Source organism: Massilia sp. H6, from assembly GCF_024802625.1.
In the GTDB taxonomy this organism is placed as follows: domain Bacteria; phylum Pseudomonadota; class Gammaproteobacteria; order Burkholderiales; family Burkholderiaceae_D; genus Telluria.
Genome location: NZ_CP103371.1, coordinates 252,551 through 277,922, shown reverse-complemented (window position 1 = coordinate 277,922; position 25,372 = coordinate 252,551). Strand labels below are relative to the sequence as shown.

Sequence of the window (25,372 nt, the reverse complement as noted above, 5' to 3'; positions counted from 1 at the left end):
AATTTTGCACGGTAGTTAGAACCTATCCCAGTAGGGAGGAGGAAGTTGATGGCGATGCATGGCAGGCGCGGGCAAGGCGCGAGGAGGCCGCATGGCGAGCCATGCAACGACGAGTAACGCAGCACCCGCCTGTCAGGCGCGCCAGCAACGACTCATAACCTACTGGGATAGGTTCTTAGCTTTGACAGTCTTGCTCGAGGATGTCTTGCGCGGCTTTTTCCGCGATCATGATGGTCGGCGAATTCGTATTGCCCGAGGTAATGAAGGGCATGATCGAGGCATCGACTACCCGCAGCTTGCCGACACCGCGCACGCGCAGGCGACTATCGACCACCGCCAGCGGATCGTCGCCGCGCCCCATGCGACAGGTACCCACCGGATGGAAAATCGTGGTGCCGATCAGCCCTGCCGCCTGGGCAAGTTGTTCTTCGGTCTGGTAGTGCGGGCCCGGCATGAACTCTTGCGGACGGTATTTTGCCAGTGCCGGTGCCGCCACGATCCGGCGCGCCAGTGCCAGCGCCAGCGCGGCCGTCTTGCGGTCGGCCTCGGTACTGAGGTAGTTGGGCATGATCCTGGGCGGCGCGTAGCTGTCGCTGCAAGCCAGCCGCACCCACCCGCGCGAGCTCGGCTGCAGGTGACAGACGCTGGCGGTGAACGCCGGGAAGCGGTGCAAGGGGTCGCCAAACTTGTCCAGCGACAGCGGCTGGACGTGGAATTGCAGGTCCGGTGCCGGCTGCGCTGTCGACGAGCGCGCGAAAGCGCCCAGCTGCGATGGCGCCATCGACATCGGGCCGCTCTGAAACAAGGCGTATTCGAGCCCGATCAGGGCCTTGCCGAACGCGTTGGCGGCGCGCATGTTCAAGGTCTTGACGCCTTGTACCTTGAAGATCGTGCGCAATTGCAAGTGGTCTTGCAAATTGGCGCCGACCCCAGGCAGATCTGCCACCGGCGCAATACCATGGCGCTGCAGCTCGCCGGCGTCGCCAATGCCCGATAGCTGAAGGATATGGGGCGAGCCCACCGCTCCTGCCGCAAGCAGGGTCTCGCGCTGCGCGGTGGCCGTGTACGCCCTTCCGTTGCCGGTAAATTGCACCCCTATGCAGACCGTTCCGTTGGGGCCACGCTCGAACAGCAAGCGTTCGACGTGGCAACCGGTCATGATGGTCAGGTTGGGACGCTGCGCCGCCGGTTTAAGGAAGGCCTTGGCCGTATTGAGGCGAATCCCGCGCCGCTGGTTGACGTCGAAATAGGCCGATCCTGCGCCCAGGCCGGCGTTCAGGTCGCCAATTTTCGGGATCCCCACCTCGGCCGCGGCATCGCGGAAGGCGTCCAGCACCTTCCAGGACAGGCGCTGCTTTTCCACCCGCCATTCGCCGCCGGCGCCATGCCACTGGCTGGCACCGGCGTAGTGGTCTTCGCTGCGCCGAAAGAGCGGCAATACCTGGTCCCAGCGCCAGGACTCGTCGCCGCTTACCTCGGCCCAGCGGTCGTAGTCGCCCGGCTGGCCCCGCATGTAGATCATGCCGTTGATCGAAGAGCTGCCTCCTAGCACCTTGCCACGCGGATACATGAGCGAGCGGCCGTTCAGTCCGGCCTCGGCCTCGGTACGAAACAGCCAGTCGGTACGCGGATTTCCAATGCAATGCAGATAGCCCACTGGAATGTGGATCCACATGTAGTCATCCTTGCCACCCGCTTCGAGCAACAGGATAGTGAGCTTCCGGTTTCGGCTCAGGCGATTGGCCAGCACACAGCCCGACGTGCCGGCCCCGACGATGATGTAGTCGTACTCGCCAGCCGATTCCACTGGCTAGCGCCTCAAGGTGACCCGCACGTCACCCTCGGCCTCACGCAATAGGGGCAATCGACACAGCGCGTCCTGATCCACAGCCCCTCCCATCGATTCGTTGAGGCAAGCTTACCAGATCGTAAACCGATGTCCAGCCCCCCTCTGTGGATAAGGTTCTTGATATCCACAGGTACGGTTTGTGCAGAACCGCCTCATTGTTTGCGGCGCAAATTGTTGTCCACCCTTACAGGCTGCAAGCGCTAGCACTGCTGCACCGCCTTATACCTTGCGTAAGCGATTGATTCCTCGACGGTTAACCGGCTTTTCCACAGAAACGGCCTGGCCTTAGTTATTACTATTATTTTGTATATCTATTTAACTTGTAAACCTTTGAAAAAAAAGGAGAAGTTTTTTTTTCGACCCGCCTGGGGGATGACCTGACGCTGCAGACCGCAATCGCGTCCGCACCAACGCATCACCCATTTCCTGCAAAACGTTTTCAAAAAGCAATACAAACATCGGTCTACACCTGTGGAAAACATTTTGGATATCCACAGGATCGAATGTGTAGAAAGGCGCAGTTGACCGTCCACGCTGAAATCTGTCCAAGTTTCTTACAGTTTACAAACAAGCCTTGTACAGCGACTTGAAAAGCACGTAAGCCATTGATGCTGTGGAAAAAAACCTAGTTATCCACAAAACTTACGGCGTTTACTATTACTACTATTTTGTATACAAGCTTGTTTACTAAAACAAAGAGACCAACAAAACCTCGCTGCGCGATGCAAAACCGACTGCAAACACCAGAACCAGTTCAGGCACCAACACGCCCCTGGTCGGGTCATGCAAGGCGCAGCTCGTGACTGCATGAAGTACGCGTCTAGTTTCTGCACCTGCTTGCAAGACCTTGGCAACACCATCGACCTGGGCATCGCAAATCGCGCCTGGGCGAGCCTGGCAACTGTAGAACTGTGGACAAGCCGTTGCATATCCACAGGTCTGGATGTGCAGAACCTGCTACTTTGCTCGCCAAAAAAAAACTGTCCACTTTTGGTCTATCTTGCACACAGGGTTTGTCCCACACCAAAATATGACCGCAAGTGCTTGATCTTGTGGAGTAAACCTGACTTATCAACAGAAACATCGACGTTTACTAACTACTACTAGTTTTATATATACATCTTAGTTAACTAAACACTGAAAGCTGCGATCGGCGCGCTGTCGTCACCGGTAAGACCGGAAAGACAGCCGCAAGTCCGGCTAGACCTTTTAATTCATGAGCTCGATCAAAGCGATGGTCTGTCGGAAACACGGTAAGTGCTGGCTGGCAAAGATGATGTGGACAAGCTGGTGCTTATGCACAGGCTGTCGCTCCTGCAGGCCGTGACGCGTCCCTGAAGGCGTTCGAGCGGGTTCTGCTCACCAGGCCGCTGGCAGCAGGGCAGCGTCGACTGGCGGCCTGCTGGAGGGCTTGCAGAGCGCACTGGGCTGCCCGATGCGGTCAGCGCAGCGCTTCCAGCCATGCATGCGCGCGCTGAGAACGGGGGAAAAGTATGGGGTGAGTGGCTGTCGGCGCTGCGAAACGAAAACACGGCAAGCGCTTAGGAGCCCAGGAAGAGCCCGCCACGCGTAACCGGTTCCTGAGCGGCGTTATATCTCTGGATTGTTCAAACCGGCATAATCCCCTCCGAGTTCAATGACACAGAGCCGGACATGGACAAGCTGGAGCCTCACACCTCAAAGGAAGCCGCCTGGCGTAGCCGCTTGCTCCGGCAGGCGCAAAGCGGCAAGACCATCGCTGCCTTCTGCCGGGATGAATCGGTGTCGACGGCCAGCTTCCATATCTAGCGTTCAAAGCTGGCCGCCGCCAATGGGCACGCGGCAAAGCCCACAGAGCCAGCAGCATTCATTGACCTTGGCACTATCGCGAACACGTCCGGTGTTACGTCCATGGTGCATCCGCCTGCATCGGTGCCGACGCCGACTGCTGGAATCGACATTAAGATCGATCTCGGCGGCGGCATCGTCCTGACGATCACGAGGCGCTGATGTTCTTCCCTACAGGCCAGGTACGCGTGTTTCTGTACGGTCAGCCGGTCAACATGCGCCTGTCGTTCGATGGCCTCTACGCGTTGGCGAAACACGTCATGCATCAGGATCCGCTGTCTAAAAACCTGTTCGCGTTCATCAACCGCCGAGCGACTCAGATTCGCGTCGTGTATCAGCTCACACCGCGGATCTGGATAGAGATCTTTGCCGAGAATCCGCTACGGTCGGACCTGCATGACCTGGGTGGCTGGCCGGCTCACACCGCAGCGTGATCGCTTACATAAAAGGTTGCCATTTAGTTCCTGTTCGAATGTTTCCAAATCATTCCAAGATGGGCGAGCGGACGAATAGACAGCCCGGATCAGATGTCATTCACCGCGTACGTGTGTGAGGTAACAGACGCGGGAGTCGGCGCAGTCTTATATGAAGGCTCCTGCAGCGGGTCAAAGTTTTTGATTCGGTGTCTTGCTCATTAAAATCACGGAGGTTTCCATGAAACGCGCCATATTTTTTTCTACCGTTCTCGCATTCGCTTTCTCAACAGCCGCCGCTGCAGATGCGCCAGCCTCCAAGGTTGATGCGGCATCCGTTACTTCAATGACGTCCGGTTGGCCGAAAGCTTCCAAGGACGCGATCAAGAATACGATGGAGAAATACGGCCCACCGCATGAAGCCACTAGCACGATGCTGGTCTGGCATAACAACGGCCCTTGGAAGCGCACCATTATTTACAGTAAGGCGGTGCCCCATCACTTCCCGATGGTGCATGACGATGTCATGCAGCAGTGGATCGACTTTCGCGTAAAGCCCGAGAAATATGACGAGATGGCACAGTACGATGGCAGCGTGGTACTCGAACGTACCAATGGAGAAATGTCGGCACGATGCGACAAAGAAGGGGCCAATTTCCTGGCGATCAATCTGGCCCATGACGTCGCACACGGCAAAAAATCAGTAGCCGATGCGCGTCGGTTCTACGCTGATGCGATCAAGCAAATGAAGGCCGGAAAGATGCCGCCATACATGGAGAAATTTCAGTTCGACATTCCGAGCGGAGAGACTGGCTTCAAGGACAAGCCGGCGATGTAAGCATCCGAGGCATTCGTCACACTCGGGTAGCAACGGATCGACGAGTGTCAAGATGCAACGCCGCTCAGTAAACGCTTACCGCCACGCGTTTTAAGCGGTGATCTGCGCCCTGACCAGGACCGTAGAGAGAAATCGACGCTGGACGCGTCCTGGTGCGAATGGAGATGGTTGCAGCGGTCTTGCTAGAGACGCTTGTGGAAAACTCGGGAGTTGTTCACATCCTGGCCAGGACCAGCTTGACCTGGACCTGGTGCCTGTCGTGACATCGGCGGCAACGCCAGGCTTTTACGCTCACCCGGCAAGTACCGGGACTGGCGAAGCGCCGATGTGATGCAGACTTAGCCCAGCAGCGACTCGGCCGGTACGTAGTCGTAGCCCAGGTCACGGGCGACGGCCTGGTAAGTGACCTTGCCCTGGCAGACATTCAAGCCATTGCGCAGATGGGCGTCGAGCGACAGCGCCTGGCGCCAGCCCTTGGTGGCCAGCGCCACCGCATGGCCGATGGTGGCGTTGTTCAGCGCAAAGGTGGACGTGCGCGCCACTGCGCCCGGCATGTTGGCCACGCAGTAATGAACCACGCCATCGACCACGAAGGTAGGGTCGGCATGGGTGGTCGCATGCGAGGTTTCAAAGCACCCGCCCTGGTCGATCGCCACGTCCACCACCACCGCGCCCTTTTTCATGCGCGCGATCATGTCGCGGGTGACCAGCTTTGGCGCGGCCGCGCCCGGCACCAGTACGCCGCCGATCACCAGGTCGGCGTCCAGCACCGTTTCCTCGATCGACAACGCGTTCGAGTACAGCGTGGCGATACGGTTGCCGTACACCAGATCGAGCTGGCGCAGGCGGTCGACGTTCTTGTCGAGCACCGTCACGCGGGCACCGGTGCCAACTGCCATCTGCAGCGCATTGGTGCCGACCACGCCGGCGCCAATGATGACCACATGGCCTGGCGCCACGCCCGGCACGCCGCCCAGCAGCAAGCCCATGCCGCCCTTGGATTTCTCCAGGTGGGCGGCGCCGGCCTGGATCGACATGCGGCCGGCCACTTCGCTCATCGGCGCCAGCAGCGGCAGTCCGCCTCCGGCACCGGTGATGGTTTCGTAGGCGATGCAGACCGCGCCGGACTTGACCAGCGCGGCGGTCTGTTCCGGATCCGGCGCCAGGTGCAGGTAGGTGTAGAGAATCTGCCCTTCGCGCAGCATCGCGCACTCGACCGGTTGCGGCTCCTTGACCTTGACCACCATGTCGGCGCGCCCGAAGATCTCCTTGGCCGTGCCGACCAGGGTGGCGCCGGCCGCCACGTACTGCTCGTCCGACAAACCGATCTGCTCGCCCGCGCCCTGCTGCACAATGACATCGACGCCGCGCGATGTCAGCTCGCGCACCGACGCCGGTGTCATCCCGACGCGGTACTCGTGGTTCTTGATCTCTTTTGGTACGCCTACTAGCATGTCTGCCTCCAGGTTATAAGAATTGTCTCCAGCTACGGCTACTGCAAAGATTACACCCAACGCCACGCCGTGGGCGGCTGCGCCGCCCACGGCAGATATTCACACTCCCAGCGTCATCAGGCTTGCGTTGCCCCCGGCGGCGGTCGTGTTGACGCACACCGCGCGCTCGGCCACCAGGCGCCACAAGGCTACCGGTGCCGCGGCCTGGGTGTCGACAATGCTGACGATGGCGCCCGTACGCGCGGCCAGCCGGGTGCGCAGCGAACCAGCCAGGCCCGCTTCTACCAGCGCGACCTGGAATTGCGCGGTCTCGAGGTCCTCGGGGCCGATGAAACGTACGCGCTCCTTGACCAGGGTCGGCAAATTGGCCGGGATCAGTTCCGGCGCCGTGAGCACCAGCGCGCGGTTACCGGTGGCCAGCACTGCCGCCATCTGGTTGAGCAGGCCGGCGGTCGTGCCTGGCGCGCACAGTACGGTGCCGCGCGCAGTGAACGCCAGCGTATTGCGCTCGCCGGTCGGACCCGGCAGCACCAGCTCGACACCTTGCAGCGCATGGCGGCCATAGGTGTCGGCCAGCGCCATAATGGCGCGCTGCTCGCCATCGGTACGCAGCCAGCCGCGCAAGGCTTCGAGGCCGGCATCGGCTGCACGGCTGTGTTCCATCAGCGGCGCAGGGTCGCGCTGCAGGCGCTTGAGGTAGAGCGGGCCGCCGGCTTTCGGACCGGTGCCCGACTTGCCTTCGCCGCCGAAGGGCTGCACGCCGACCACCGCGCCGACGATGTTGCGGTTGATGTAGATGTTGCCTACATGCGCACGCTGGACGATGAAATCGATGGTTTCGTCGATGCGCGAATGCACGCCCAGCGTCAGGCCGTAGCCGGTGGCATTGATGGTATCGATCACCTTGGCCAGGTCGGCGCGGCGGTAGCGCACGATGTGCAGCACCGGGCCGAATACTTCATGCTTGAGCTCATCGAGCGAGCCGATTTCGAGCACCGTGGGCGGCACGAAGGTGCCATTGGCCGCCACGCTGGCGGGCAGCTCGAGCGCGAAGTGGCTGCGCGCGGTTGCGCGCATGCGTTCGATATGGGCCAGCAGGTTGCGCTGGGCTTCGGCATCGATCACCGGGCCGATATCGGTCGCCAGGCGGTCCGGGCTGCCGACGCGCAGTTCCAGCATCGCGCCCTTGAGCATGGCGATGGTCTTGTCGGCGATGTCTTCTTGCAGGAACAGCACGCGCAGCGCCGAGCAGCGCTGGCCGGCCGAGTCGAAGGCCGAGGACAGCACGTCTGTTACCACCTGCTCCGGCAGCGCCGACGAATCGACGATCAGCGCATTCTGGCCGCCGGTTTCCGCCACCAGCGCAATGTCGACGCCTTCTTGTTCGGTGCGCGCGGCCAGCGTGCGGTTGATCAGCTGCGCCACGTCGGTGGAGCCGGTAAAGATCACGCCTTTTACGCGCGCGTCCGAGGTCAGGGCCGCGCCTACCACTTCGCCGCGGCCCGGCAGCAGCTGGATCGCCGCGCGCGGCACGCCGGCATCATGGAACAGCTCGACCGCGCGGTGCGCGATCAAGGGGGTCTGTTCGGCGGGCTTGGCCAGCACCACGTTGCCGGCGGCCAGGGCAGCGGCGACCTGGCCGGTAAAGATCGCCAGCGGGAAGTTCCACGGACTGATGCAGCTGACCGGGCCGAGCGCGCCGGCGGCGTCCGAGTGGCGAATCTGCACCGCGTAATAGCGCAGGAAATCCACCGCCTCGCGCAGTTCGGCGATCGCGTTCGGTAGCGACTTGCCGGCTTCGCGCACGGCCAGTGCCATCAGCTCCAGCCCGTGCTGCTCGAACAAATCGGCTGTGCGCTCGAGCATGGCGGCGCGCCTTTCGACGCCGGTGGCGGCCCATTCGCCAGCGAAGGCGGTGGCGGCGGCCAGCGCCGTCTCGACATCGGCGCGCGAGGCGTCGGTAACCTGGCCGACGATATCGCTCGACTGCGCCGGGTTGACGATGCTGGCGTGTTCACTGGCCTCTACCTGGCCGGCAATCAGCGGGCCGGCGACATACTGGCGCTGCTGCGCCAGGCCGTCGGCGACCAGGCGCAGCGTGTCTTCATTGACCAGGTCCAGGCCGGCGGAGTTGGCGCGCTCGCTGCCGAACATCTGCAGCGGCAGCGCGATCGCCGGATGCGGCTGGCCAGCGGCGGCACGGGCCTGGTCGAAGGGGTCGGCCAGGAGCGAATCGATGGCGACGTTTTCGTCGACGATCTGGTTCACGAACGACGAGTTGGCGCCGTTTTCGAGCAGGCGGCGCACCAGGTAAGCCAGCAGGGTCTCGTGCGAACCGACCGGCGCATAGATGCGGCAGGCCTTGCCCAGCTTGTCCGCGCCGACTACCTGGTCGTACAGGGTTTCGCCCATGCCGTGCAGGCACTGGAATTCATAGTTGTCGATGCCGTCAGCCTTGGCCCAGGTATAGATCACCGCCAGCGAATGCGCATTGTGGGTGGCGAACTGCGGGTACAGGATGTCGCTCGCGGCCAGCAGCTTGCGGGCGCAGGTCAGGTAGGACACATCGGTGTACACCTTGCGGGTGTAGACCGGATAGCCCGGCATGCCGTCGACCTGCGCACGCTTGATCTCGGCGTCCCAGTAGGCGCCCTTTACCAGGCGCACCATGAATTTGCGGCTACTACGCTTGGCCAGGTCGACCAGGTAATCGATCACGAACGGGCAACGCTTCTGGTAGGCCTGCACCACCAGGCCGATGCCTTCGAAGCCGGCCAGTTCCGGATCGAAGGCCAGTACTTCGAGCATGTCGAGCGAGATCTCGAGGCGGTCGGCTTCCTCGGCATCGATGTTGATGCCGATGTTGTAGGTTTTCGCCAGCAGCACCAGGCTGCGCACGCGCGGCAGCAATTCGCCCATCATGCGCGCGTGCTGCGCGCGGCTGTAGCGCGGATGCAGCGCCGAGAGCTTGATCGAGATGCCCGGCCCGTCTTTGATGCCGCGCCCGTTGGAAGCGCGGCCGATCGCGTGGATCGCGCGCTCGTAGGACGCATAATAGTGTTTCGCGTCGTTTTCGGTCAGTGCCGCTTCGCCCAGCATGTCGTACGAATAGCGGTAGCCGCGGGTTTCGTTGTCGCGGCTGTTCTTGAGCGCCTCATCGATGGTCTGGCCGGTGACGAACTGGTTGCCCAGCATGCGCATGGCCATGTCCACACCCTTGCGGATCAAGGGTTCGCCGCCCTTGGCGATCAGGCGCGTGAGCGCCGAACCGAGGTTCTTTTCGCTGCTGGTCGAGACCAGCTTGCCGGTGATGAGCAGGCCCCAGGTGGCCGCGTTGACGAACAGCGAAGGCGACTCGCCCAGGTGCTTGCGCCAGTCGCCGCGGCTGATCTTGTCGGCGATCAGGCGGTCAGCCGTTTCGCTGTCGGGAATGCGCAGCAAGGCTTCGGCCAGGCACATCAGCGCCACGCCTTCTTCCGACGACAGCGAGAACTCGTGCATCAGCGCGTCCACGCCCGAGGACCGGGTGCGCTTTTCTCGGACGCTCGACACCAGGCGCTGTGCCAGCCTGTGTGCATCCGGGTGAGTAGTAGCGCCTTGCGCCAGCAGCCACTGCACGGCTTCGGACTCATTGCGGCGATAGGCCGCGGTGATGGCTGCGCGCAGCACGGTTTGGTCGGGCTTGACCTCGCGCTGGAGGGCGTTGAACGGAACGAACGAAGTGGCCGGAGCGGCGGCAATCTGCATGACGAGTCTTCAAAAAGGGAAACAGGGTGGTCCAGGGAACGCGCGCAGCAAAAAACGCCGCACTGCCAGGCAGGCAGCCGGCGCGTTCCGGAATTCGATGGAATGAACGATTGTAGAAGGAAATCTTCTGGATTAATTCTGTTTTTGCGGCGTACTAGCAATAGATAGTTTTTGGTGAGACAATCTGACCAAATAATATTTACATGGCAGGAGATGACCATGCTCGACAAGATCAGCAAGAAAATTCTGGCGGAGCTGCAAAACGACGGACGCATCAGCAACGTCGAGCTCGCTGCCCGGGTCAACCTGTCTCCTGCCGCTTGCCTGGAGCGCGTGCGCAAGCTCCACGAAACAGGCTATATCATGGGCTATACAGCCCAGCTCAATCCACAGCTGCTGGACGTCTCGCTGCTGGTATTCATTGAAGTAGTATTGGATCGCACCACGCCCGAAGTGTTCGACGCTTTCAAGCAAAGCGTGCAGATGATTCCAGAAGTGCTGGAATGCCACATGGTGGCGGGCGGCTTCGATTACCTGGTAAAGGCGCGTGTGAAAGACATGGCGGCCTACCGCGAATTCCTGGGCAAGACACTCTTGCAAAAAGGCGTGCGCGAGACGCACACCTATGCCGTGATGGAAGAAGTCAAGAACACCACCAAGCTGCCGATCCGGTAACGTCTCCGGCAGCGATTGGTCAGTCCAGGTTGCGCGCGCCCGACTTTGGAGCCGCCGTCTCTGCCAGGTTTTCCAGGTTGGTACGCAGCCAGCGGTGCGCATGGCTGCGGCTATCGCGCTCATGCCACAGCATGTCGAGGTGTACCGCCGGCAGCTGGAACGGCAGCTCGCGCCAGATCAGTGCATCGGTCGAGCCGGTCGAGGCGATCAGGTGTTTCGGCAAAACCGTGATCAGGTCCGAGTTCGCCACCACCCGCCCGGCCGTAAAGAACTGGTTCACCGTGAGCAAAATGCGGCGTTCGCGGCCGATCTGCGCCAGCGCCTCGTCGACCAGCCCATGCGCCCGGCCTGAAAAACTCACCAGCAGGTGATTCGCCTTGCAATAGGTATCGAGGTCGAGCTTGACCTTGGCCAGCGGGTGGTCCTTGCGCATCACCGACACATACACCCCGGAATACAGGCGCTCGTGGCGGATCGGCGAACCGGTCTCGTAGGACAACTGCGCCGCCACCCCAGGAAAGAACCCCACCGCCAGATCGATATCGCCGCGCAGCAGCATCGGTCGCGGTTCGCGCGTGGTCAGCGGCACCATGCGAATGTTCACGCCTGGCGCTTCGCTTTCAATCGAGCGCATCAGCGAAGGCAGCCACAGCGCGGCAGTGGCATCGGCCATGGCCATGCGGAAGGTGGCCTGCGCCTTGGAGACATCGAAGGTTTCCGGCATCACGGCCGCCTCCAGCGCCACCAGTGCCTGGCGCACCGCCGGCCACAGCGCTTCGGCACGCGGCGTCGGCTTGACGCCATAGGCAGTGCGGATCAAGAGTTCATCGCCAAGGCTTTCGCGCAGGCGCTTGATTGCATTCGAGACGGCAGGTTGGGTCATGGCCAGATGACCGGCCGCGCGGGTGAGGTTTTGCTCGGTCATCACTGCATCGAAGACGCGCAGCAAGTTCAGGTCAAGCGTGAGAAAGCTCATGGGGACGTAGAAATAGCAATGCAGAAAGTGCCAGCAAGTGTACCTCAACTATTCACAGAATGGATAAGCGTCATCAGTGAACGGAATTAGATTTATATGTTGCAACGCACTATATTGCGTGCATGTCTACCATGCTGATCCTGATCCAGAACGCCAGTGCTAGCGTTGCCGCCACCATGACCACCTTGCCGGTGGGCCAGATCGTGCGCAGCGCCGCAGGGCTGGCGCTGCTCGGCGGCACGGCCATGTTCTTCCGACCGCTGCTGGTGGGCATGGGCCGCGCCGCCATGCTGGCCTTGCGCCCTCGCTCTGCGAAGATCCTGGCCAAGCGCCCTTGATTGCACCTCTTTCCGTTTGACGCGGCCTCCGATCTGGACGCCGCGTTTTTTTACGTCCGCAGTTTTCAATTTCCGCTTTAAACACCAATACTTACTGGTATGGGCGTGACCATGCGTTAGCATCATTTTGCTCGCGCATTGTATTTAACAAAGTTCACGAAGTATCAAATTATTCGGTTTGATGGGCCTTGTATGGTGCAGGCACGAATGCAAGAGTTATCGTATGTTGAATCAATTTTGAGTGATATTCGTGGAAAAAAAGAGAAGTTAATCGAATGGTTGAATTTTTAGAGAGTCAATCGGAGTGTGGACAAGAAGATAGAAGTTGCGCTACAAATATCGATAGTAGCAGGGCATTCACGCATATTACATACAGTTCACATTATCTCCATACATGATATTCACTTGTGGTATTAATTCGTGCAAACGATGGCCGATGACGGCACCATGCCGTTCAAGTATGGGTGCAGCAAATCAGGTGCGTTCGCAGTGAAGGCTCTCGGATGAGTCCTTGATGATGCTCAAGACCGCTTCGGTATCGGTTGGCGTAGCCAGCTCCGCCGCTTCGTCATCGACCTTGTTGCGGACGTTCGGCAAGTCGCGGCGCAGCTCTTCGAGCATGGCAATGATCTTGCTGCTCTTTTCTTCTGCCAGCAAATTGACCTGCAAATCGAGGTGGGCGTGCTGGCTGGCGAGGGCCGACATGCGGTTCTGGCGAATCAGCACGGCAGTCGAGATCAGGAAGGCGTTCAGGGCAATGAAACCCTGCAGCCAGAAGAAAGGTGGTTCATCCCACTGGATCCATCCGTATTCGGGCGCCGCGATATTCCATCCTATCCAGGCGACGGCGCCGATCAGGTTGGCGCTGACATAGGCAGGCGTGCCGAGGAACAGGCTGATCTTCTCGAACAGGCGTTGGCCACGGGTGGCTTCGGCTTCATGGCGGGCATAGAAGTCGGTTACCGTGCCGAGGTGTTCGTGCAAGGCGGCGGGAACGGCTTCCTGGGATTCGTGTGGCGACTCCATGAAAATCAGGATAGCACGCGGCTACAGCGCGATATGCGCGTGTTCGCACACAAGCGGTGACACCGGAACGGGCAAAAAAAAGCCGGCTGAGCAGCCGGCGGGGATCAAGCGTTCGCCTTGTCGGCGGTGAGGCGTTCGTATTTCGCCTGCAGTTCTTCGCGCGTTTCGCGCCAGGCCGGATCGAGCGGAATGCAGGCGACCGGGCACAGCACCTGGCAGGTCGGCTCATCGAAATGGCCCACGCATTCGGTGCATTTGTGCGGATCGATCTGGTAGAACTCGATGCCCATCGAAATGGCATCGTTCGGGCATTCTGGTTCGCAGACGTCGCAGTTGATGCAGTCGTCGGTAATGAGTAGTGCCATGGTTAACGCTCGCTCAAGCGGCCGGCGCCGCGTTCATGGCCTCGATCTTCTTTTGCAGCCAGCGGTCCACCGACGGGAAGACGAATTTCGACACATCGCCGCCGAGCATGGCGATCTCGCGCACGATGGTGCCGGAGATGAACTGGTACTGGTCGGACGGAGTCAGGAACAGGGTTTCGACATCCGGCAGCAGGTAGCGGTTCATGCCCGCCATCTGGAACTCGTATTCGAAGTCGGACACCGCGCGCAGGCCGCGCACGATGACGCGCGCATCGTGCTTGCGCACGAAATCCTTGAGCAGGCCGGAGAAGCTCTCTACTTGCACATTGGGGTAATGGCCCAGCACTTCGTTGGCAATTTCCAGGCGGTCGTCGAGCGAAAAGAACGGCTTCTTGTTCTTGCTGTCGGCCACTCCCACTACCAGGCGGTCGAACAGGCCCGATGCACGGCGAACGAGATCCTCGTGGCCACGCGTGAGCGGATCGAACGTACCTGGATAAACGGCTACAACCATTGCGGCTCCCTGGAAAATCACCTGATCGGAACGCGCATTATGCCTGAAAATCCGGCAGCTGCCCGGGTCTGGGGCGGTTGCTGCCCAATCCTTGTGCACAATATCCGGCTACGCCAGCCCCAGGCACTGTGCTGGTGCGGTTTTCAGCTGCTCGGTTTGAGCAAATAATAGTAGACCATGCCAGCCTTGTCGGCGCGAATGATGTCCCAGCCGGCCAGCCAGTCGGGGATGGCCTCGCCTTCTTGCGGCAAAGGTTCGCCGGTTTCCGCATACACCAGGCCGCCCTCGTTCAGGATGGCCGGGCATAGCGGCAAGACCTGGCTGAGCAGGCCGAGCTGGTAGGGAGGATCCAGAAAGATCACGTCGAAGCGCTGGCTGCGGGCCGCCAGGTCGGCCACCAGTGCCAGCGCATCGGCGCGCAGCACCCGCACGTTGGCGGCCTTGAGCTTGTCGCGGTTGTCTTCCAGCTGGCGCGCCGCCGGGCCATGGTTGTCGACCATGGTTACCGAGGCCGCGCCGCGGCTGGCCGCTTCGAATCCGAGCGCGCCGGAACCGGCAAACAAGTCGAGCACGGCAGCTTGTTCCCAGTCGCCGCCAAGCTGGTGGTTGAGCCAGTTGAACACGGTCTCGCGGACACGATCCGGGGTGGGGCGCAGGCCTTCGGCCTCGAGGACTGGGAGCAGGACGCGTTTCCAGGAACCGCCGATGATGCGCACCTGGCGTGGCGCCAGGCGGGGCGTGCCGTGGGCCTTGGATTTGACTGGCTTTTTTTGCATGGGCGGCACTATAGCATGGGCGTTGACGCCGATCTGCGCGCGCCCTGCCCGGCTGGCGCGCGCATCGATAGCCGGTTTATTTACCTGTCGCGAGTGCTTCGAAATCCGTGATCCAGCCCTGCATGCGCTCGTGCGCGTGTTTCTTTTGCGCCGGGGTCGCGATGCGGATCGCGGTCAGGATGTACTTGGTGGTCTGGTCCATGTTGGCGTCATAGAAAGCCTTGCGCTCCGGCGAATCCATGCGGGCGAATAGCTCGCGCTGCATGGCCTGGATCTGGACCGTGGCCTGTTCGCGGTTGAGTTTTTCTTGCTGGATTTTGCGCAGCACGGCCAGGATACGACGCTGGCGCCACATCCGTTCTTCCAGCCAGCCTTCGTTGTCGAGCGCTCTCGCGTCGGAGGCGCGGCGCAGGATGGCTTCTTGTTCACTGCTGAAATTGCCGAACCACAGGTCGAACTGTTCCATCGACTTCTTGAATCGGGCGCGCTGGCGTTTTTCAGTGCTGCCTTCCATAAATTTCTTACGGTAATCGTCGTTTTTCGACTTGAACTTGCGTTCGATGTTGGCAATTTGTTCCGGTTTGATCGACAGTGCAAGGGTCGTGATTTCCGGCACGGCGCGCGTGCTCAAGCGTTCGCCGCGCAGGCGAATATCGCGGTAAGCCTGGGTCAGGTCGGCCTGGGTCGGATTGGCCGCGAGTTGGCGCTGGAAGCCGCCAAGCAGGGCCGCGTAGTCGCGCAACTGGGTCTGGCGGTGCCATTTGAACAGCGTATCGATGTCGCGTTTGGTGATGTCGGCTTGCTTGCCTTCGAGGTCGGCATAGGAATTCATCCACCAATACAGCAAGGTATCGCCCTGGTTGTAGGTGAACTTGACCGAGCTGCAACCTGCTAGCAAAGCAAGCAGGGCGAACATGCAGAGCGCAACCGTGCGCCGGAACACATTGTCTGGCGTGTTAAAATTTTTCATATTATCAACTTTTTGAGAACGGCTTATGAACGTAGTGATCCTCGCCGCTGGCATGGGAAAGCGCATGCAGTCTGCGCTGCCAAAAGTCTTGCATCCGTTGGCGGGGAAGCCGCTGTTGCGACATGTAATTGATACTGCGAGAACTTTATCGCTCAGTAAATTATGCGTGATTTACGGACACGGGGGCGCAGCGGTGCCGGAAATGGTTGGCCAGCTCGCGCAGGACACCGGTGCGGCGATCGATACCGCCCTCCAGCAGCCGCAGCTCGGTACCGGCCACGCCGTGATGCAGGCGGTGCCGCAGCTCGATGAAAACGTGCCGACCCTGGTGCTGTACGGCGACGTACCGCTGACCACCGCCGCCTCGCTCGCCAGACTGGTCGAGGCCGCCGGCAGCGACAAGCTCGCCATCCTGACCGTCGAGCAGGCCAATCCGTTCGGGCTGGGCCGCATCGTGCGCGAGAATGGCAGCATCGTGCGCATCGTCGAAGAAAAAGACGCCAGCCCGGCCGAGCGTGCGATTCGCGAGATCAACAGCGGCATCATGGTGGTTCCGACGCCTCACCTCAAGCGATGGCTGGCCGCGTTGTCGAACAACAATGCGCAGGGCGAGTATTACCTTACCGACATCGTGGCCCAGGCCGTGGCAGACGGGGTGCCGGTGGTATCGGCCCATCCCTCGGCCGAATGGGAAGTAGCCGGCGTCAATAGCAAGGTGCAGTTGGCCGAACTCGAGCGGCGCCACCAGCTCAACATTGCCAATACGCTGCTCGAGCAGGGCGTGACGCTGATGGATCCGGCCCGCATCGATGTGCGCGGCGAACTGATCTGCGGCCGCGATGTCACGATCGACGTCGGTTGCGTGTTTGAAGGCCGGGTCGAGCTGGCCGACGGCGTCACCGTCGGTCCTCACTGCGTGCTGGTCAACGCCAACATTGGCGCCGGCGCGCAGATCAAGCCGTTCTGCCACATCGAACAGGCAGTGGTGGGCGAGCAGTCGCAGATCGGCCCGTATGCGCGCCTGCGTCCCGGTACCGAGCTGGGCCAGGACGTTCATGTGGGTAATTTCGTCGAGATCAAGAACAGCACGGTGGCTGCGCATAGCAAGGCCAACCACCTGGCCTATGTCGGCGACGCAACGATTGGCTCGCGCGTCAATATCGGTGCCGGCACCATTACCTGCAATTACGACGGCGCCAACAAGTTCCGTACCGTGATCGAAGACGATGCCTTCATCGGCAGCGACAGCCAGCTGGTGGCGCCAGTGACCGTCGGCAAGGGCGCAACCCTGGGTGCGGGCACCACGCTTACCAAGAATGCGCCAGCCGGCAAGCTGACCATCTCGCGTCCCAAGCAAATGACCATAGAAAACTGGACCCGTCCGGTCAAGGCCAAGAAATAATTCACCTACTTTCCACAGCAAGGCCACAGGATAAACACAGGCTTGTACCCTGCTTATCCCGTGGTTTTACCGCACTGTTTCCACAGGCTTATCCACAATGCGCCTGCGCCGCTCACACGGCGATGCGGGTGTCGAACTTGCTGCGGTGGGTAGAAAAATACGCTTTGACGTTGCGCACGTTGGCATGCGCCGTGAACAGGCGGTGGGCCAGCGCGTGGTAGGCCGGCATGTCGGCCACTTGCACCACCAGCACAAAGTCCGGTCCTGGCGTGACGCGGTAGCACTGCAGCGCGGCGCTCTCCAGCCCCACCAGGCGCTCAAATTCGTCCATGCGTTCGGCTGCCTGCACGTCGAGCGTGATCTCGACAATGGCGGTGAGGCGCGGACCAAGCCGGTCTGGGGACACGATCGCTACTTGCCGCTCGATAACACCATTGTCGGTAAGCTGTTTGACGCGGCGCAAGCAAGTTGGCGGCGACACATGCACCAGTTCGGCCAATTCGGCATTCGTATGTGATGCATCAGTCTGTAATGCATTCAGGATGCGACGATCGAGCTCGTCGAGAAGTAATTGCTCAGACATCGCATGAAATTTCCAAGAAGTTATACGGCTCAATGTGAAATAATATTTCATATACAGGCATGAGTGAAATTATATTTCAAATAGTTAGTGAAACTGAAAGCATATTTCATCGTAGTTGCTCTACGATAGGATCTATTGCTAATTCTTAAAGAGGTTCATCATGTGCGGTATCGTCGGAGCAGTCGCCAAGCGCAACATCACGCCAGTCCTGATCGAGGGCTTGAAGCGTCTCGAATACCGCGGTTACGATTCGTGCGGCGTTGCCGTGCACCTCGACGGCAAGCTGACCCGCTCGCGCAGCACCTCGCGCGTGACCGAGCTCGAATCGCAAGTACGCGAAGCACGCCTCGAAGGCTTCACCGGCATCGCCCACACCCGCTGGGCCACCCATGGCGCGCCGGCATCGCACAATGCCCACCCGCACTTTTCGCCAGCCGAAGACAATGCCCGCATCGCCCTGGTCCACAACGGCATCATTGAAAACCACGACGAGCTGCGCGCCGAACTGAGCGCCCTCGGTTATGTCTTCACCAGCCAGACCGATACCGAAGTGATCGCCCACTTGGTCGACCACATGTACACGGGCGACCTGTTCGAGACCGTCCAGCAAGCCGTCAAGCGCCTGCACGGCGCCTATGCCATCGCCGTCTTCTCGCGCGAAGAACCGCACCGCGTCGTTGCCGCCCGCCAGGGCTCGCCACTGATCGTCGGCGTCGGCGAGAATGAAAACTTCGTTGCTTCGGATGCCATGGCATTGGCCGGCACCACCAGCCAGATCATTTACCTGGAAGAAGGCGACGTGGTCGACCTGCAACTGGCGCGCTACTGGATCGTCGACGTCGACGGCCGCCCGGTCGAACGCGAAGTCAAGACCGTGCACGCCCACACCGGCGCCGCCGAGCTGGGCCCATACCGCCACTACATGCAGAAAGAAATCTTCGAGCAGCCGCGTGTGATCGGCGACACCCTCGAAGGCGTCACCGGCATCATGCCCGAACTGTTCGGCGACGGCGCCCATGCCGTGTTCAAGGAAATCGACCGCGTGCTGATCCTGGCCTGCGGCACCAGCTACTACGCCGGCCTGACCGCCAAGTACTGGATCGAATCGATCGCCAAGGTCCCGGTCAACGTCGAGATCGCAAGCGAATACCGCTACCGCGACAGCGTGCCGCACCCGCAGACCCTGGTGGTGACGATTTCCCAGTCCGGCGAAACCGCCGACACCCTCGCCGCGCTCAAGCACGCACGCAGCATGGGCATGCCGCATACCCTTACTATCTGCAACGTCTCCACCAGTGCCATGGTGCGCGAGTGCAAGCTCAACTACATCACCCGCGCCGGCGTGGAAGTGGGCGTGGCCTCGACCAAGGCCTTCACGACCCAGCTCGCCGCGCTGTTTTTGCTGACCCTGACGCTGGCGCAGGTCAACGGCCGCCTGAGCGACGCCGAAGAAGCCGAGCACCTGCGCATGATGCGCCACTTGCCGGTGGCGCTGGCCTCGGTGCTGGCGCTGGAGCCGCAGATCATGGCCTGGGCCGACGATTTCGCGCGCAAGGAAAATGCCCTGTTCCTGGGGCGCGGCATGCACTACCCGATCGCCCTGGAAGGCGCCCTGAAGCTCAAGGAGATTTCCTACATCCACGCCGAAGCCTATCCGGCCGGTGAGCTCAAGCATGGACCATTGGCGCTGGTGACTGAAGAAATGCCGGTGGTAACGATCGCACCGAACGATGCGCTGCTGGAAAAACTGAAATCGAACATGCAAGAAGTGCGCGCGCGCGGCGGCCAGCTGTATGTGTTCGCCGACGTCGACTCGCGCATCACCTCGGGCGATGGCGTGCACGTGATCCGCTTGCCGGAACACTACGGCGACTTGTCGCCAATCCTGCACGTGGCCGCGCTGCAGCTGTTGGCGTATCACACAGCGCTGGCGCGTGGCACCGATGTGGACAAGCCGCGTAATTTGGCAAAGTCGGTGACGGTGGAGTAATACGGTGTAAGCCGTCCAGAAAAACTGAATAGATAGAATTATGTTTGTCAACTCAGAGCCAAGTTCGTCAAGCTTTGAGTGAATAAACGGCGTTAGACAGTTACAGGATGTAGCAGCCCATGTGTGCCATGATCTGGCCACATGGGCTTTCTTGTTAGTTTGCGTTGCTCTGATATGCATAATGACACAGCGCCTGGCGCGGACGACCGATTCGACAAGGCCGACTTCATTTACGATCCGGTGAAGAACGAGTAACGCTGCCCGGCAGGCGAAGCCTTGATATGGCGCTTTGCCAGTGTCGAGAAAGGCATGACGAACCACCGTTACTGGAGCTCGAACTGCAAGGCTTGTCCACTCAAGGACAGGTGCACGCCGAGCGCACAACGGCGCGTGACGCGCTGGGAACATCAGGATGTGCTCGACCAGATGCAAGCGCGTCTCGAACAAACGCCTGCGGCCATGCGTATCCGGCGCTCCACTGTCGAGCATCCGTATGCAACGATCAAGGCCTGGATGGGATCGACGCGCTTCCTGACCAGAGGTCTGGAACGTGTGAAGGTCGAGATGAGCCTGCATGTACTCGCCTATAACTTCAGGCGTCTGCTGACGTTACTTGGTAGCGCCAACATGATGGCGGCGATTCGGGCTCATGCCCAATTCTTGCAGCGCTTTAGCGTGCTCTGGCCGGTTCGTCTGTTGAGCCTGCCGAAAACGTCGCCGTCGGATCAGTGGCCGTTAAAGCGCTTTCTGGTCAATGCCGACTGATACGCTTTTCGTACATGCGACCTTGCGCAGGCGCCAACCTCATGTTTCCTCATCGCGGATCTTGCAGGCGATGTTTTCGAAAGAACTCCCAAATCACCTCGTTCGCATCGATATCGCGGGTCGTCTTTCCGATCGGCAGGCCGACATTGAATGCGTCGGCGCCAGGCCAGGTATGCCCGCCGTCCTTGATCGTTACCAGGGCGGTCGTCTGCACGCCATTGTCTTGTTCCAGCCAGCTGACCTCGGTGCCGTCGCGAGGGTCGGCATCGATGACGCGGCGCGATTGCACGGCCGCCTCGGCTCCGTTCTGCTTGAGCCAATAGCTAAAGGTATCCCGGGCAGACAGATATCCACCCGGTCTGCCATCGAAGGCCACGACCTGGTCAGCCGTGCCGTGCATCAGGAGCACGCCGATCCTGGCCGGCTTCGCATGATGCGCGATGACAGGTGCCGGCATGGGAGCGCCTACCGACGCCACTGCGGCGAACAGGTGCGGCAACTCGGCGGCGATGCGCAGCGTAAAGAAGCCTCCGCGCGACAAGCCGGTTGCATACACTTGCTGGCCGTCGATCCGGTAATCCTGCTTGAGCTTGGCAAGAAGCGCTACAACAAACCCGATGTCGTCCGTCCCCCCGAGGTAAGGCATGCCAAAACCGACGTTCCAGTCCTGCTTGACGCCGGCCGGGTAGACGACGATGAATCCATGACGGTCCGCGGTGCGGTTCATTTGCGTGTAGAGCATCTGTTCGGCCATGCTCATGCCGCCGCCATGGAAGTTCAGCACGACGGGAAAGGCTTTCTGAGGCTGGCCGGCGTACGACGGCGGCACATAGACAATGTAGCGGCGCTTTTCCTCCTTGTGCACCAGGGATTTTACTTGTGCAACTGCCGAGGAGGATACACACGCAAGGATGAGAAGGCTGACCAGGAATTTCATTGTGAGTCTCGGAAGTGGGCGAGCACACAGGATGGACGGCCAGTGGTGAAGCGGCGGTGAAATCCTACTGCTTTCAGGGAGCGCGCCGCGGTACGATATCGACCCGGTAGGCGGTCGCCCCGGCATGGAAGTCCAGTTGCCAGCGCATGGCCGCAGCAATGCGACGCAACAGGTTCTGGCCATGCAGGAAACCCTGCATCGTGCCTGCCCGCGCCGGATCAAGGCTGTTTAACAAGCTTAAGCGCCCTTCTACAAATGACAATCGCAGCCGGGATCCAGGGCCGCCATGAAACAGCGCATTCCCGAGACAGTTGTTCAGCAGTAGCATGGCCAAATGGCGGTTTCCCATCACATCGAGCCGCTCCGGCAGGTCGAGTACCAGGCGTTCATCGGTCCAGTTCTCGTCCACTACGCGTAGCAGGCCGTTTTCGATACAGCCGCGCAGGTCGAAGCGCGCGTCCGCAATGTGTTCGGCGCGCGCGAGGGCGAACAGCACGTCGATCGTGTTGTCGATCTCTTCGACCCCGGCTTGCAACTGTGCCGTCTCCTGCTGGTCCAGCGCATGGGTTCCTGCTTTGACGAAGACGTTCTTCATGACCGTGAGCGGTGTACGCAGCTCGTGGCTGACATCGCGCGTGAACGCATGCTCGCGCGCCAGCGCCGCGTGCAGTTCGGCGATGGTGCTCCCGAGCTTTTGAGCAAGGTAGCCGATCTCGTCACGCCGCTGCTGCGCGGTGAACAGGATGTGCTCCCCCGGCCGGGTAGTTCGCACTTCATCCGCCAGTACCTGCAAAGGCTGCACCAGGCGCCTGGACAGCAAGTAGGCCAGCAGCAGCGCTAGGCCGATCAAGCCCACGGCAACGGCGGTCAATACGCCGCCCACCTCACGGATCAGTTTCGAGACGATAAGCAGCGGCCCGACATCGGCCAGCAGATAGAGGCGCTGGGTGCCGGATCGCGCCTGCAGGTCGAGCGTACGGACATGATAGTGCTGGCCGGTATCGGTGAAGATTTCGGCACGGAGGCGTCCAGCCACTACCGTATCGCGAACTGGTGGCGGCAGCGCATCAAGGCTGGCGTAGGCGCGGATCAGGTCGTTGGCAGGATTTCCAGGTGTGCCATGCTGCTGGAATTGCGCGGCCATGGCATGGGCCTCGCGCTGCATGATCCGGTCGACCAGCATGTCTTCGGTGACGTAGGCAATGACGAGCATCAGTCCGGTGTAGCACGCGCAGAGGAATACCGTGAAGCCGGCCAGCGCGGTAAAAAGACCCAGCCGGATCGACCTAAACATGGCTTGCCGTATCCAGCGTCAGACGGTAACCCAGCTGGGGAATGGTCACGATCATGTTGGCGCCGCTGGCCAGTTCCAGCTGCCTGCGCAGCGCGTAGATATGCGACTTGAGGGCATCGCTGTCCGGCGGGTCGGCCCCCCAGAGCTCATGCACCAATCTGGATCGGGACACCGCATGCGGGTGCGCCGAGCACAGGAGAAACAGGATCTTGAAACCCGCATGGGTCAGCGCCAGTGGCGCCTCGTCGTATAGCGCGCGCCTTTCCCGCGGCAGGAGCGTGAGACGGCCGACCTGCATTTCGTAACTGACGTGGAGTTGATGGCGTCGCGCCAGCGCTTCGCAGCGCAGGGCCAGCTCGCGCAAATCGAACGGCTTGGTCAGATAGTCATCCGCGCCACCGCGAAAGCCGCGCGCCTTGTCCTCGAAGGCATCGCGCGCGGTGAGCATCAGGATCGGCACGTTGCGCGCTGCCGTCTGCTTGATCGCGCGGCACACCTCCAGGCCATCCATGTCCGGCAGGTTCAGGTCGAGCAGGACGACGTCATACGCTTCGCGCGTCGCCAGGTCAATGGCAAGGGCGCCGGTGGCCGCATGATCGGTGTGCCAGCGCAGTCCTTCCAAAAACTCGACGACCTGGCGCGCGATTGTCGGATGGTCTTCCACGACCAGGAGGCTCAGAGCGCTACGGTGCATGATTTCTAGCGGGGATGGACTGGCAGCATCGCATGGTCCCCGCCTCCCTTCCTTGTTCAGAACTCATCAGTATAGCGGCAAGCAGCATGTAATCGATCGCTACCGCATCCGCGCCAGGCGCCGGCGAAGCATGCTCACGCCCACAAGCGCAGCGGCAGCAGTCCCCACGCGGCCAGCACCAGGCAAAGCTGCAAGACCGCGAGCATCGCCGCCGCGTCGAGGATATCAACGCGTGCTGCCCGCAGCGACGCCGCCAGTCCGGCGAGCATTGCGACCGGCAGCGCGCCCGTGACGGCAGCCAGCAGGCCGCTGGCCAGCGTCAACTCCCCCAGCCGCATGAACGACTGGTGGTAAAAGAAAGGAAGCGGCAGCAGGAGGGCTAGCGCGCCGGCGAATGGCGCCCACAAGGGGTCTCGGCGCGCGCTACAGCCCGCGATGTGGCCCGCGGTCCGGCGCCTGGCAAGCCGCCAGAGCGGCTTGATGAGGATATAGGTGAGTCCCAGCACACCGCCCCCGATACTGATCCACAGCAGCGCCAGGTACGCCAGGGATACCTGCTCGTAGCTCTGTGTTCCGGTGCTGAGGACGCGCCTGCCTTCGGCCGAAACGAGCAAGACATGCGATGCACGCAGCTTGTCTGGCCCACGGAACAGCCTGCCGCCCGCGTGGCGCAGCATCAGGGCACCAGACTGTGGCGACACAAGCTTCAGCGCATGTCCATCGCCGCTGATGTGGACAGGGTTGAACACGGTATCGAGCAAGCGGAAACTGTCGAACCGGTTGGGCGCCGGAACGTACCAGCCCTCCCAAGCCGTGCTGTCGAAATGCGGCGAAGCGAAAGGCGCTGGGAGCATGCCGACCTTCAGGGTGCGGGTCAGCAAGGCGTCGAACCGTGCATAGTCGGCGGTTTCACTGTCGGCATTGATGGCGATGAAAAAGGCCTGCTGCGTGTCCGGAAACAGGCAGAGCTTCGCCCGGAACCCGACCGTGTTCCCGCCATGGCACTTGGCAGCGGCCCAGTGCCGATCGTACCGTCGCAGCCCCAGGCCATAGCCGACGCTCAAGCCCGCGCGCGCGGCTTCGGTGCCGGCCGGCTCGCCCATTTGCCGCAACAAGGCCGTGTCGATGAAGGGCTTGCCATTGACGCTGCCATCGCTCATCAGGAAACGCGCGAAACGGCCCATGTCCGCGGCGGTGGTGGTGAACTGGGCCGCCGGCCGCACGTACGAGGGTACTGCCGGGTGCGTGGCGCCATCCTCGAAGTGCCCGCTGGCGAGGCGCGGATCGCGCTCTTGCGTGACGAAGGCGAAGCTACTGTCGTGCATGCCGAGTCGCGCAAGCAGCGTAGCGTCCAGGTAAGGCTCGTAAGCTTGCCCGGTAATGGCTTCAATGACCATCCCCAGCAGCGTATAGCCGCTGTTCGAGTACGAGAAGCGCGTGCCAGGGCGCTGGCGGACCCGCAGCACCTTGCTCCCTTGTCGAAAGGCGGCGGCAAGCGGCGTGTCTGCAGCGGCCCGCATGGTGAAGACATGCCACAGGTGCACGTCATCCAGCCCGGCCGTATGATCGAGCAGGTGCCGAATGCGTACCGGGTCGCTGGCTTCCCATGGATTGTCGAACCGTATGCCGGGCAGCACCGTGGCAACGGGAGCGTCCAGAGCCAGACGGCCCTCGCTCACCATGCGAAGTATGCCGGTGGCAAGCACGGTCTTGGCGATCGAGCCTACCTGCACCCGGTCGTCAAACCGCATCGGCGCGCCCGTGCCCGCGTCGCGCAGGCCGGCGGCGCCCTGCGCCTCCAGTGTGGTCCACACCGCGCCCTGGAGTTTTTCCTCGTGCAGTAGCTGTGCGAGCTGGGAGTGGACATCTGGCGCCGCCTGCAGCGGCGTCGCGAGCAGCAATAAACCCAATAACCTGAGCAGCTTGTTCAATTGTGTGG

At 61.2% G+C, this 25,372-nt stretch carries 21 protein-coding genes and 1 pseudogene; 8 read left to right on the top strand and 14 right to left on the bottom strand.

Translation table 11 applies throughout. The features are described from left to right. Positions 1-175: 175 nt before the first annotated feature. Complete coding sequence (locus NRS07_RS01215) at positions 176-1,807, bottom strand: GMC family oxidoreductase (protein WP_259210419.1); 1,632 nt, start codon at positions 1,805-1,807, stop codon at positions 176-178. A 1,695-nt stretch (positions 1,808-3,502) separates the two neighbouring features. On the opposite strand from NRS07_RS01215, the gene NRS07_RS01210 reads away from it, so the two are divergent. From NRS07_RS01210 to NRS07_RS01200, 3 genes are all read left to right on the top strand, one after another. Beyond that, entirely contained in the window at positions 3,503-3,637 is a 135-nt protein-coding gene (locus NRS07_RS01210; RefSeq protein WP_259210416.1) for a hypothetical protein, read from the top strand. A 200-nt stretch (positions 3,638-3,837) separates the two neighbouring features. Further along, positions 3,838-4,110, top strand: a complete 273-nt coding sequence (tnpB, locus tag NRS07_RS01205) for an IS66 family insertion sequence element accessory protein TnpB (RefSeq protein WP_259210415.1) — start codon at positions 3,838-3,840, stop codon at positions 4,108-4,110. A gap of 220 nt (positions 4,111-4,330) precedes the next feature. After that, on the top strand, positions 4,331-4,927 hold the full coding sequence (locus NRS07_RS01200) for a hypothetical protein (protein WP_259210413.1): 597 nt from the start codon (positions 4,331-4,333) through the stop codon (positions 4,925-4,927). A 338-nt stretch (positions 4,928-5,265) separates the two neighbouring features. Here the strand turns inward: NRS07_RS01200 and ald are convergent, their stop codons facing one another. Both ald and putA read right to left on the bottom strand, forming a co-directional pair. After that, positions 5,266-6,381 carry an alanine dehydrogenase gene (ald, locus tag NRS07_RS01195; RefSeq protein WP_259210412.1) on the bottom strand — a complete coding sequence of 372 codons (1,116 nt, stop codon included), beginning with the start codon at positions 6,379-6,381 and terminating at the stop codon, positions 5,266-5,268. A gap of 99 nt (positions 6,382-6,480) precedes the next feature. Continuing rightward, positions 6,481-10,128 (bottom strand): trifunctional transcriptional regulator/proline dehydrogenase/L-glutamate gamma-semialdehyde dehydrogenase, encoded by a 3,648-nt coding sequence (gene putA, locus NRS07_RS01190; protein WP_259210410.1) that lies wholly within the window; start codon positions 10,126-10,128, stop codon positions 6,481-6,483. Positions 10,129-10,347: 219 nt separating this feature from the next. Between putA and NRS07_RS01185 the strand changes: the two genes are divergently transcribed. Next, complete coding sequence (locus NRS07_RS01185) at positions 10,348-10,803, top strand: Lrp/AsnC ligand binding domain-containing protein (RefSeq protein WP_259210407.1); 456 nt, start codon at positions 10,348-10,350, stop codon at positions 10,801-10,803. Between the two features lie 19 nt (positions 10,804-10,822). On the opposite strand, the gene NRS07_RS01180 is transcribed toward NRS07_RS01185, so the two are convergent. Then, positions 10,823-11,779: a LysR family transcriptional regulator gene (locus tag NRS07_RS01180; RefSeq protein ID WP_259210406.1), complete on the bottom strand. Its 957-nt coding sequence runs from the start codon at positions 11,777-11,779 to the stop codon at positions 10,823-10,825. Positions 11,780-11,901: 122 nt separating this feature from the next. Here NRS07_RS01180 and NRS07_RS01175 point away from each other — a divergent pair, with 122 nt between their 5' ends. After that, positions 11,902-12,117, top strand: coding sequence for a hypothetical protein (locus tag NRS07_RS01175; protein WP_259210405.1), 216 nt, complete (start codon positions 11,902-11,904; stop codon positions 12,115-12,117). 474 nt (positions 12,118-12,591) lie between these two features. Here the strand turns inward: NRS07_RS01175 and NRS07_RS01170 are convergent, their stop codons facing one another. From NRS07_RS01170 to NRS07_RS01150, 5 genes are all read right to left on the bottom strand, one after another. Beyond that, positions 12,592-13,143 (bottom strand): DUF1003 domain-containing protein, encoded by a 552-nt coding sequence (locus NRS07_RS01170; protein WP_259210403.1) that lies wholly within the window; start codon positions 13,141-13,143, stop codon positions 12,592-12,594. Between the two features lie 104 nt (positions 13,144-13,247). After that, positions 13,248-13,508 (bottom strand): YfhL family 4Fe-4S dicluster ferredoxin, encoded by a 261-nt coding sequence (locus tag NRS07_RS01165; protein WP_259210399.1) that lies wholly within the window; start codon positions 13,506-13,508, stop codon positions 13,248-13,250. Positions 13,509-13,521: 13 nt separating this feature from the next. Beyond that, entirely contained in the window at positions 13,522-14,022 is a 501-nt protein-coding gene (gene coaD, locus NRS07_RS01160) for a pantetheine-phosphate adenylyltransferase (protein WP_259210398.1), read from the bottom strand. A gap of 143 nt (positions 14,023-14,165) precedes the next feature. Then, positions 14,166-14,798 carry a 16S rRNA (guanine(966)-N(2))-methyltransferase RsmD gene (gene rsmD, locus NRS07_RS01155; RefSeq protein WP_259210395.1) on the bottom strand — a complete coding sequence of 211 codons (633 nt, stop codon included), beginning with the start codon at positions 14,796-14,798 and terminating at the stop codon, positions 14,166-14,168. A 76-nt stretch (positions 14,799-14,874) separates the two neighbouring features. Then, complete coding sequence (locus NRS07_RS01150; RefSeq protein ID WP_259210389.1) at positions 14,875-15,768, bottom strand: DUF6279 family lipoprotein; 894 nt, start codon at positions 15,766-15,768, stop codon at positions 14,875-14,877. Positions 15,769-15,793: 25 nt separating this feature from the next. Between NRS07_RS01150 and glmU the strand changes: the two genes are divergently transcribed. Continuing rightward, entirely contained in the window at positions 15,794-17,170 is a 1,377-nt protein-coding gene (gene glmU, locus NRS07_RS01145; protein ID WP_259210388.1) for a bifunctional UDP-N-acetylglucosamine diphosphorylase/glucosamine-1-phosphate N-acetyltransferase GlmU, read from the top strand. 112 nt (positions 17,171-17,282) lie between these two features. Here the strand turns inward: glmU and NRS07_RS01140 are convergent, their stop codons facing one another. Next, complete coding sequence (locus NRS07_RS01140; RefSeq protein WP_259210387.1) at positions 17,283-17,753, bottom strand: Lrp/AsnC family transcriptional regulator; 471 nt, start codon at positions 17,751-17,753, stop codon at positions 17,283-17,285. A 160-nt stretch (positions 17,754-17,913) separates the two neighbouring features. Between NRS07_RS01140 and glmS the strand changes: the two genes are divergently transcribed. Continuing rightward, entirely contained in the window at positions 17,914-19,743 is a 1,830-nt protein-coding gene (gene glmS / locus NRS07_RS01135) for a glutamine--fructose-6-phosphate transaminase (isomerizing) (RefSeq protein WP_259210386.1), read from the top strand. A gap of 198 nt (positions 19,744-19,941) precedes the next feature. Further along, positions 19,942-20,391, top strand: a pseudogene (locus NRS07_RS01130) (transposase); the annotation flags it as partial. 166 nt (positions 20,392-20,557) lie between these two features. Here NRS07_RS01130 and NRS07_RS01125 read toward each other — a convergent pair. The 4 genes from NRS07_RS01125 to NRS07_RS01110 form a co-directional block, all read right to left on the bottom strand. Then, on the bottom strand, positions 20,558-21,445 hold the full coding sequence (locus NRS07_RS01125; protein ID WP_259210385.1) for a PHB depolymerase family esterase: 888 nt from the start codon (positions 21,443-21,445) through the stop codon (positions 20,558-20,560). A 73-nt stretch (positions 21,446-21,518) separates the two neighbouring features. Continuing rightward, positions 21,519-22,658, bottom strand: coding sequence for a HAMP domain-containing sensor histidine kinase (locus NRS07_RS01120; protein WP_259210384.1), 1,140 nt, complete (start codon positions 22,656-22,658; stop codon positions 21,519-21,521). A 73-nt stretch (positions 22,659-22,731) separates the two neighbouring features. Beyond that, entirely contained in the window at positions 22,732-23,433 is a 702-nt protein-coding gene (locus NRS07_RS01115) for a response regulator transcription factor (protein WP_259210383.1), read from the bottom strand. A 134-nt stretch (positions 23,434-23,567) separates the two neighbouring features. Beyond that, complete coding sequence (locus NRS07_RS01110) at positions 23,568-25,364, bottom strand: serine hydrolase (protein ID WP_259210382.1); 1,797 nt, start codon at positions 25,362-25,364, stop codon at positions 23,568-23,570. Positions 25,365-25,372: the final 8 nt, after the last annotated feature.

Bases quoted from the DNA above. Each gene is read 5' to 3' on its own strand.
- putA (WP_259210410.1), bottom strand. From the start codon at position 10,128: ATGCAGATTGCCGCCGCTCCGGCCACTTCGTTCGTTCCGTTCAACGCC.
- NRS07_RS01185 (WP_259210407.1), top strand. From the start codon at position 10,348: ATGCTCGACAAGATCAGCAAGAAAATTCTGGCGGAGCTGCAAAACGAC.
- NRS07_RS01170 (WP_259210403.1), bottom strand. From the start codon at position 13,143: ATGGAGTCGCCACACGAATCCCAGGAAGCCGTTCCCGCCGCCTTGCAC.
- tnpB (WP_259210415.1), top strand. From the start codon at position 3,838: ATGTTCTTCCCTACAGGCCAGGTACGCGTGTTTCTGTACGGTCAGCCG.
- ald (WP_259210412.1), bottom strand. From the start codon at position 6,381: ATGCTAGTAGGCGTACCAAAAGAGATCAAGAACCACGAGTACCGCGTC.
- NRS07_RS01165 (WP_259210399.1), bottom strand. From the start codon at position 13,508: ATGGCACTACTCATTACCGACGACTGCATCAACTGCGACGTCTGCGAA.
- glmS (WP_259210386.1), top strand. From the start codon at position 17,914: ATGTGCGGTATCGTCGGAGCAGTCGCCAAGCGCAACATCACGCCAGTC.
- glmU (WP_259210388.1), top strand. From the start codon at position 15,794: ATGAACGTAGTGATCCTCGCCGCTGGCATGGGAAAGCGCATGCAGTCT.
- NRS07_RS01200 (WP_259210413.1), top strand. From the start codon at position 4,331: ATGAAACGCGCCATATTTTTTTCTACCGTTCTCGCATTCGCTTTCTCA.
- NRS07_RS01120 (WP_259210384.1), bottom strand. From the start codon at position 22,658: ATGCTCGTCATTGCCTACGTCACCGAAGACATGCTGGTCGACCGGATC.
- NRS07_RS01210 (WP_259210416.1), top strand. From the start codon at position 3,503: ATGGACAAGCTGGAGCCTCACACCTCAAAGGAAGCCGCCTGGCGTAGC.
- rsmD (WP_259210395.1), bottom strand. From the start codon at position 14,798: ATGCAAAAAAAGCCAGTCAAATCCAAGGCCCACGGCACGCCCCGCCTG.
- NRS07_RS01115 (WP_259210383.1), bottom strand. From the start codon at position 23,433: ATGCACCGTAGCGCTCTGAGCCTCCTGGTCGTGGAAGACCATCCGACA.
- NRS07_RS01175 (WP_259210405.1), top strand. From the start codon at position 11,902: ATGTCTACCATGCTGATCCTGATCCAGAACGCCAGTGCTAGCGTTGCC.
- NRS07_RS01150 (WP_259210389.1), bottom strand. From the start codon at position 15,768: ATGAAAAATTTTAACACGCCAGACAATGTGTTCCGGCGCACGGTTGCG.
- coaD (WP_259210398.1), bottom strand. From the start codon at position 14,022: ATGGTTGTAGCCGTTTATCCAGGTACGTTCGATCCGCTCACGCGTGGC.
- NRS07_RS01180 (WP_259210406.1), bottom strand. From the start codon at position 11,779: ATGAGCTTTCTCACGCTTGACCTGAACTTGCTGCGCGTCTTCGATGCA.
- NRS07_RS01140 (WP_259210387.1), bottom strand. From the start codon at position 17,753: ATGTCTGAGCAATTACTTCTCGACGAGCTCGATCGTCGCATCCTGAAT.
- NRS07_RS01125 (WP_259210385.1), bottom strand. From the start codon at position 21,445: ATGAAATTCCTGGTCAGCCTTCTCATCCTTGCGTGTGTATCCTCCTCG.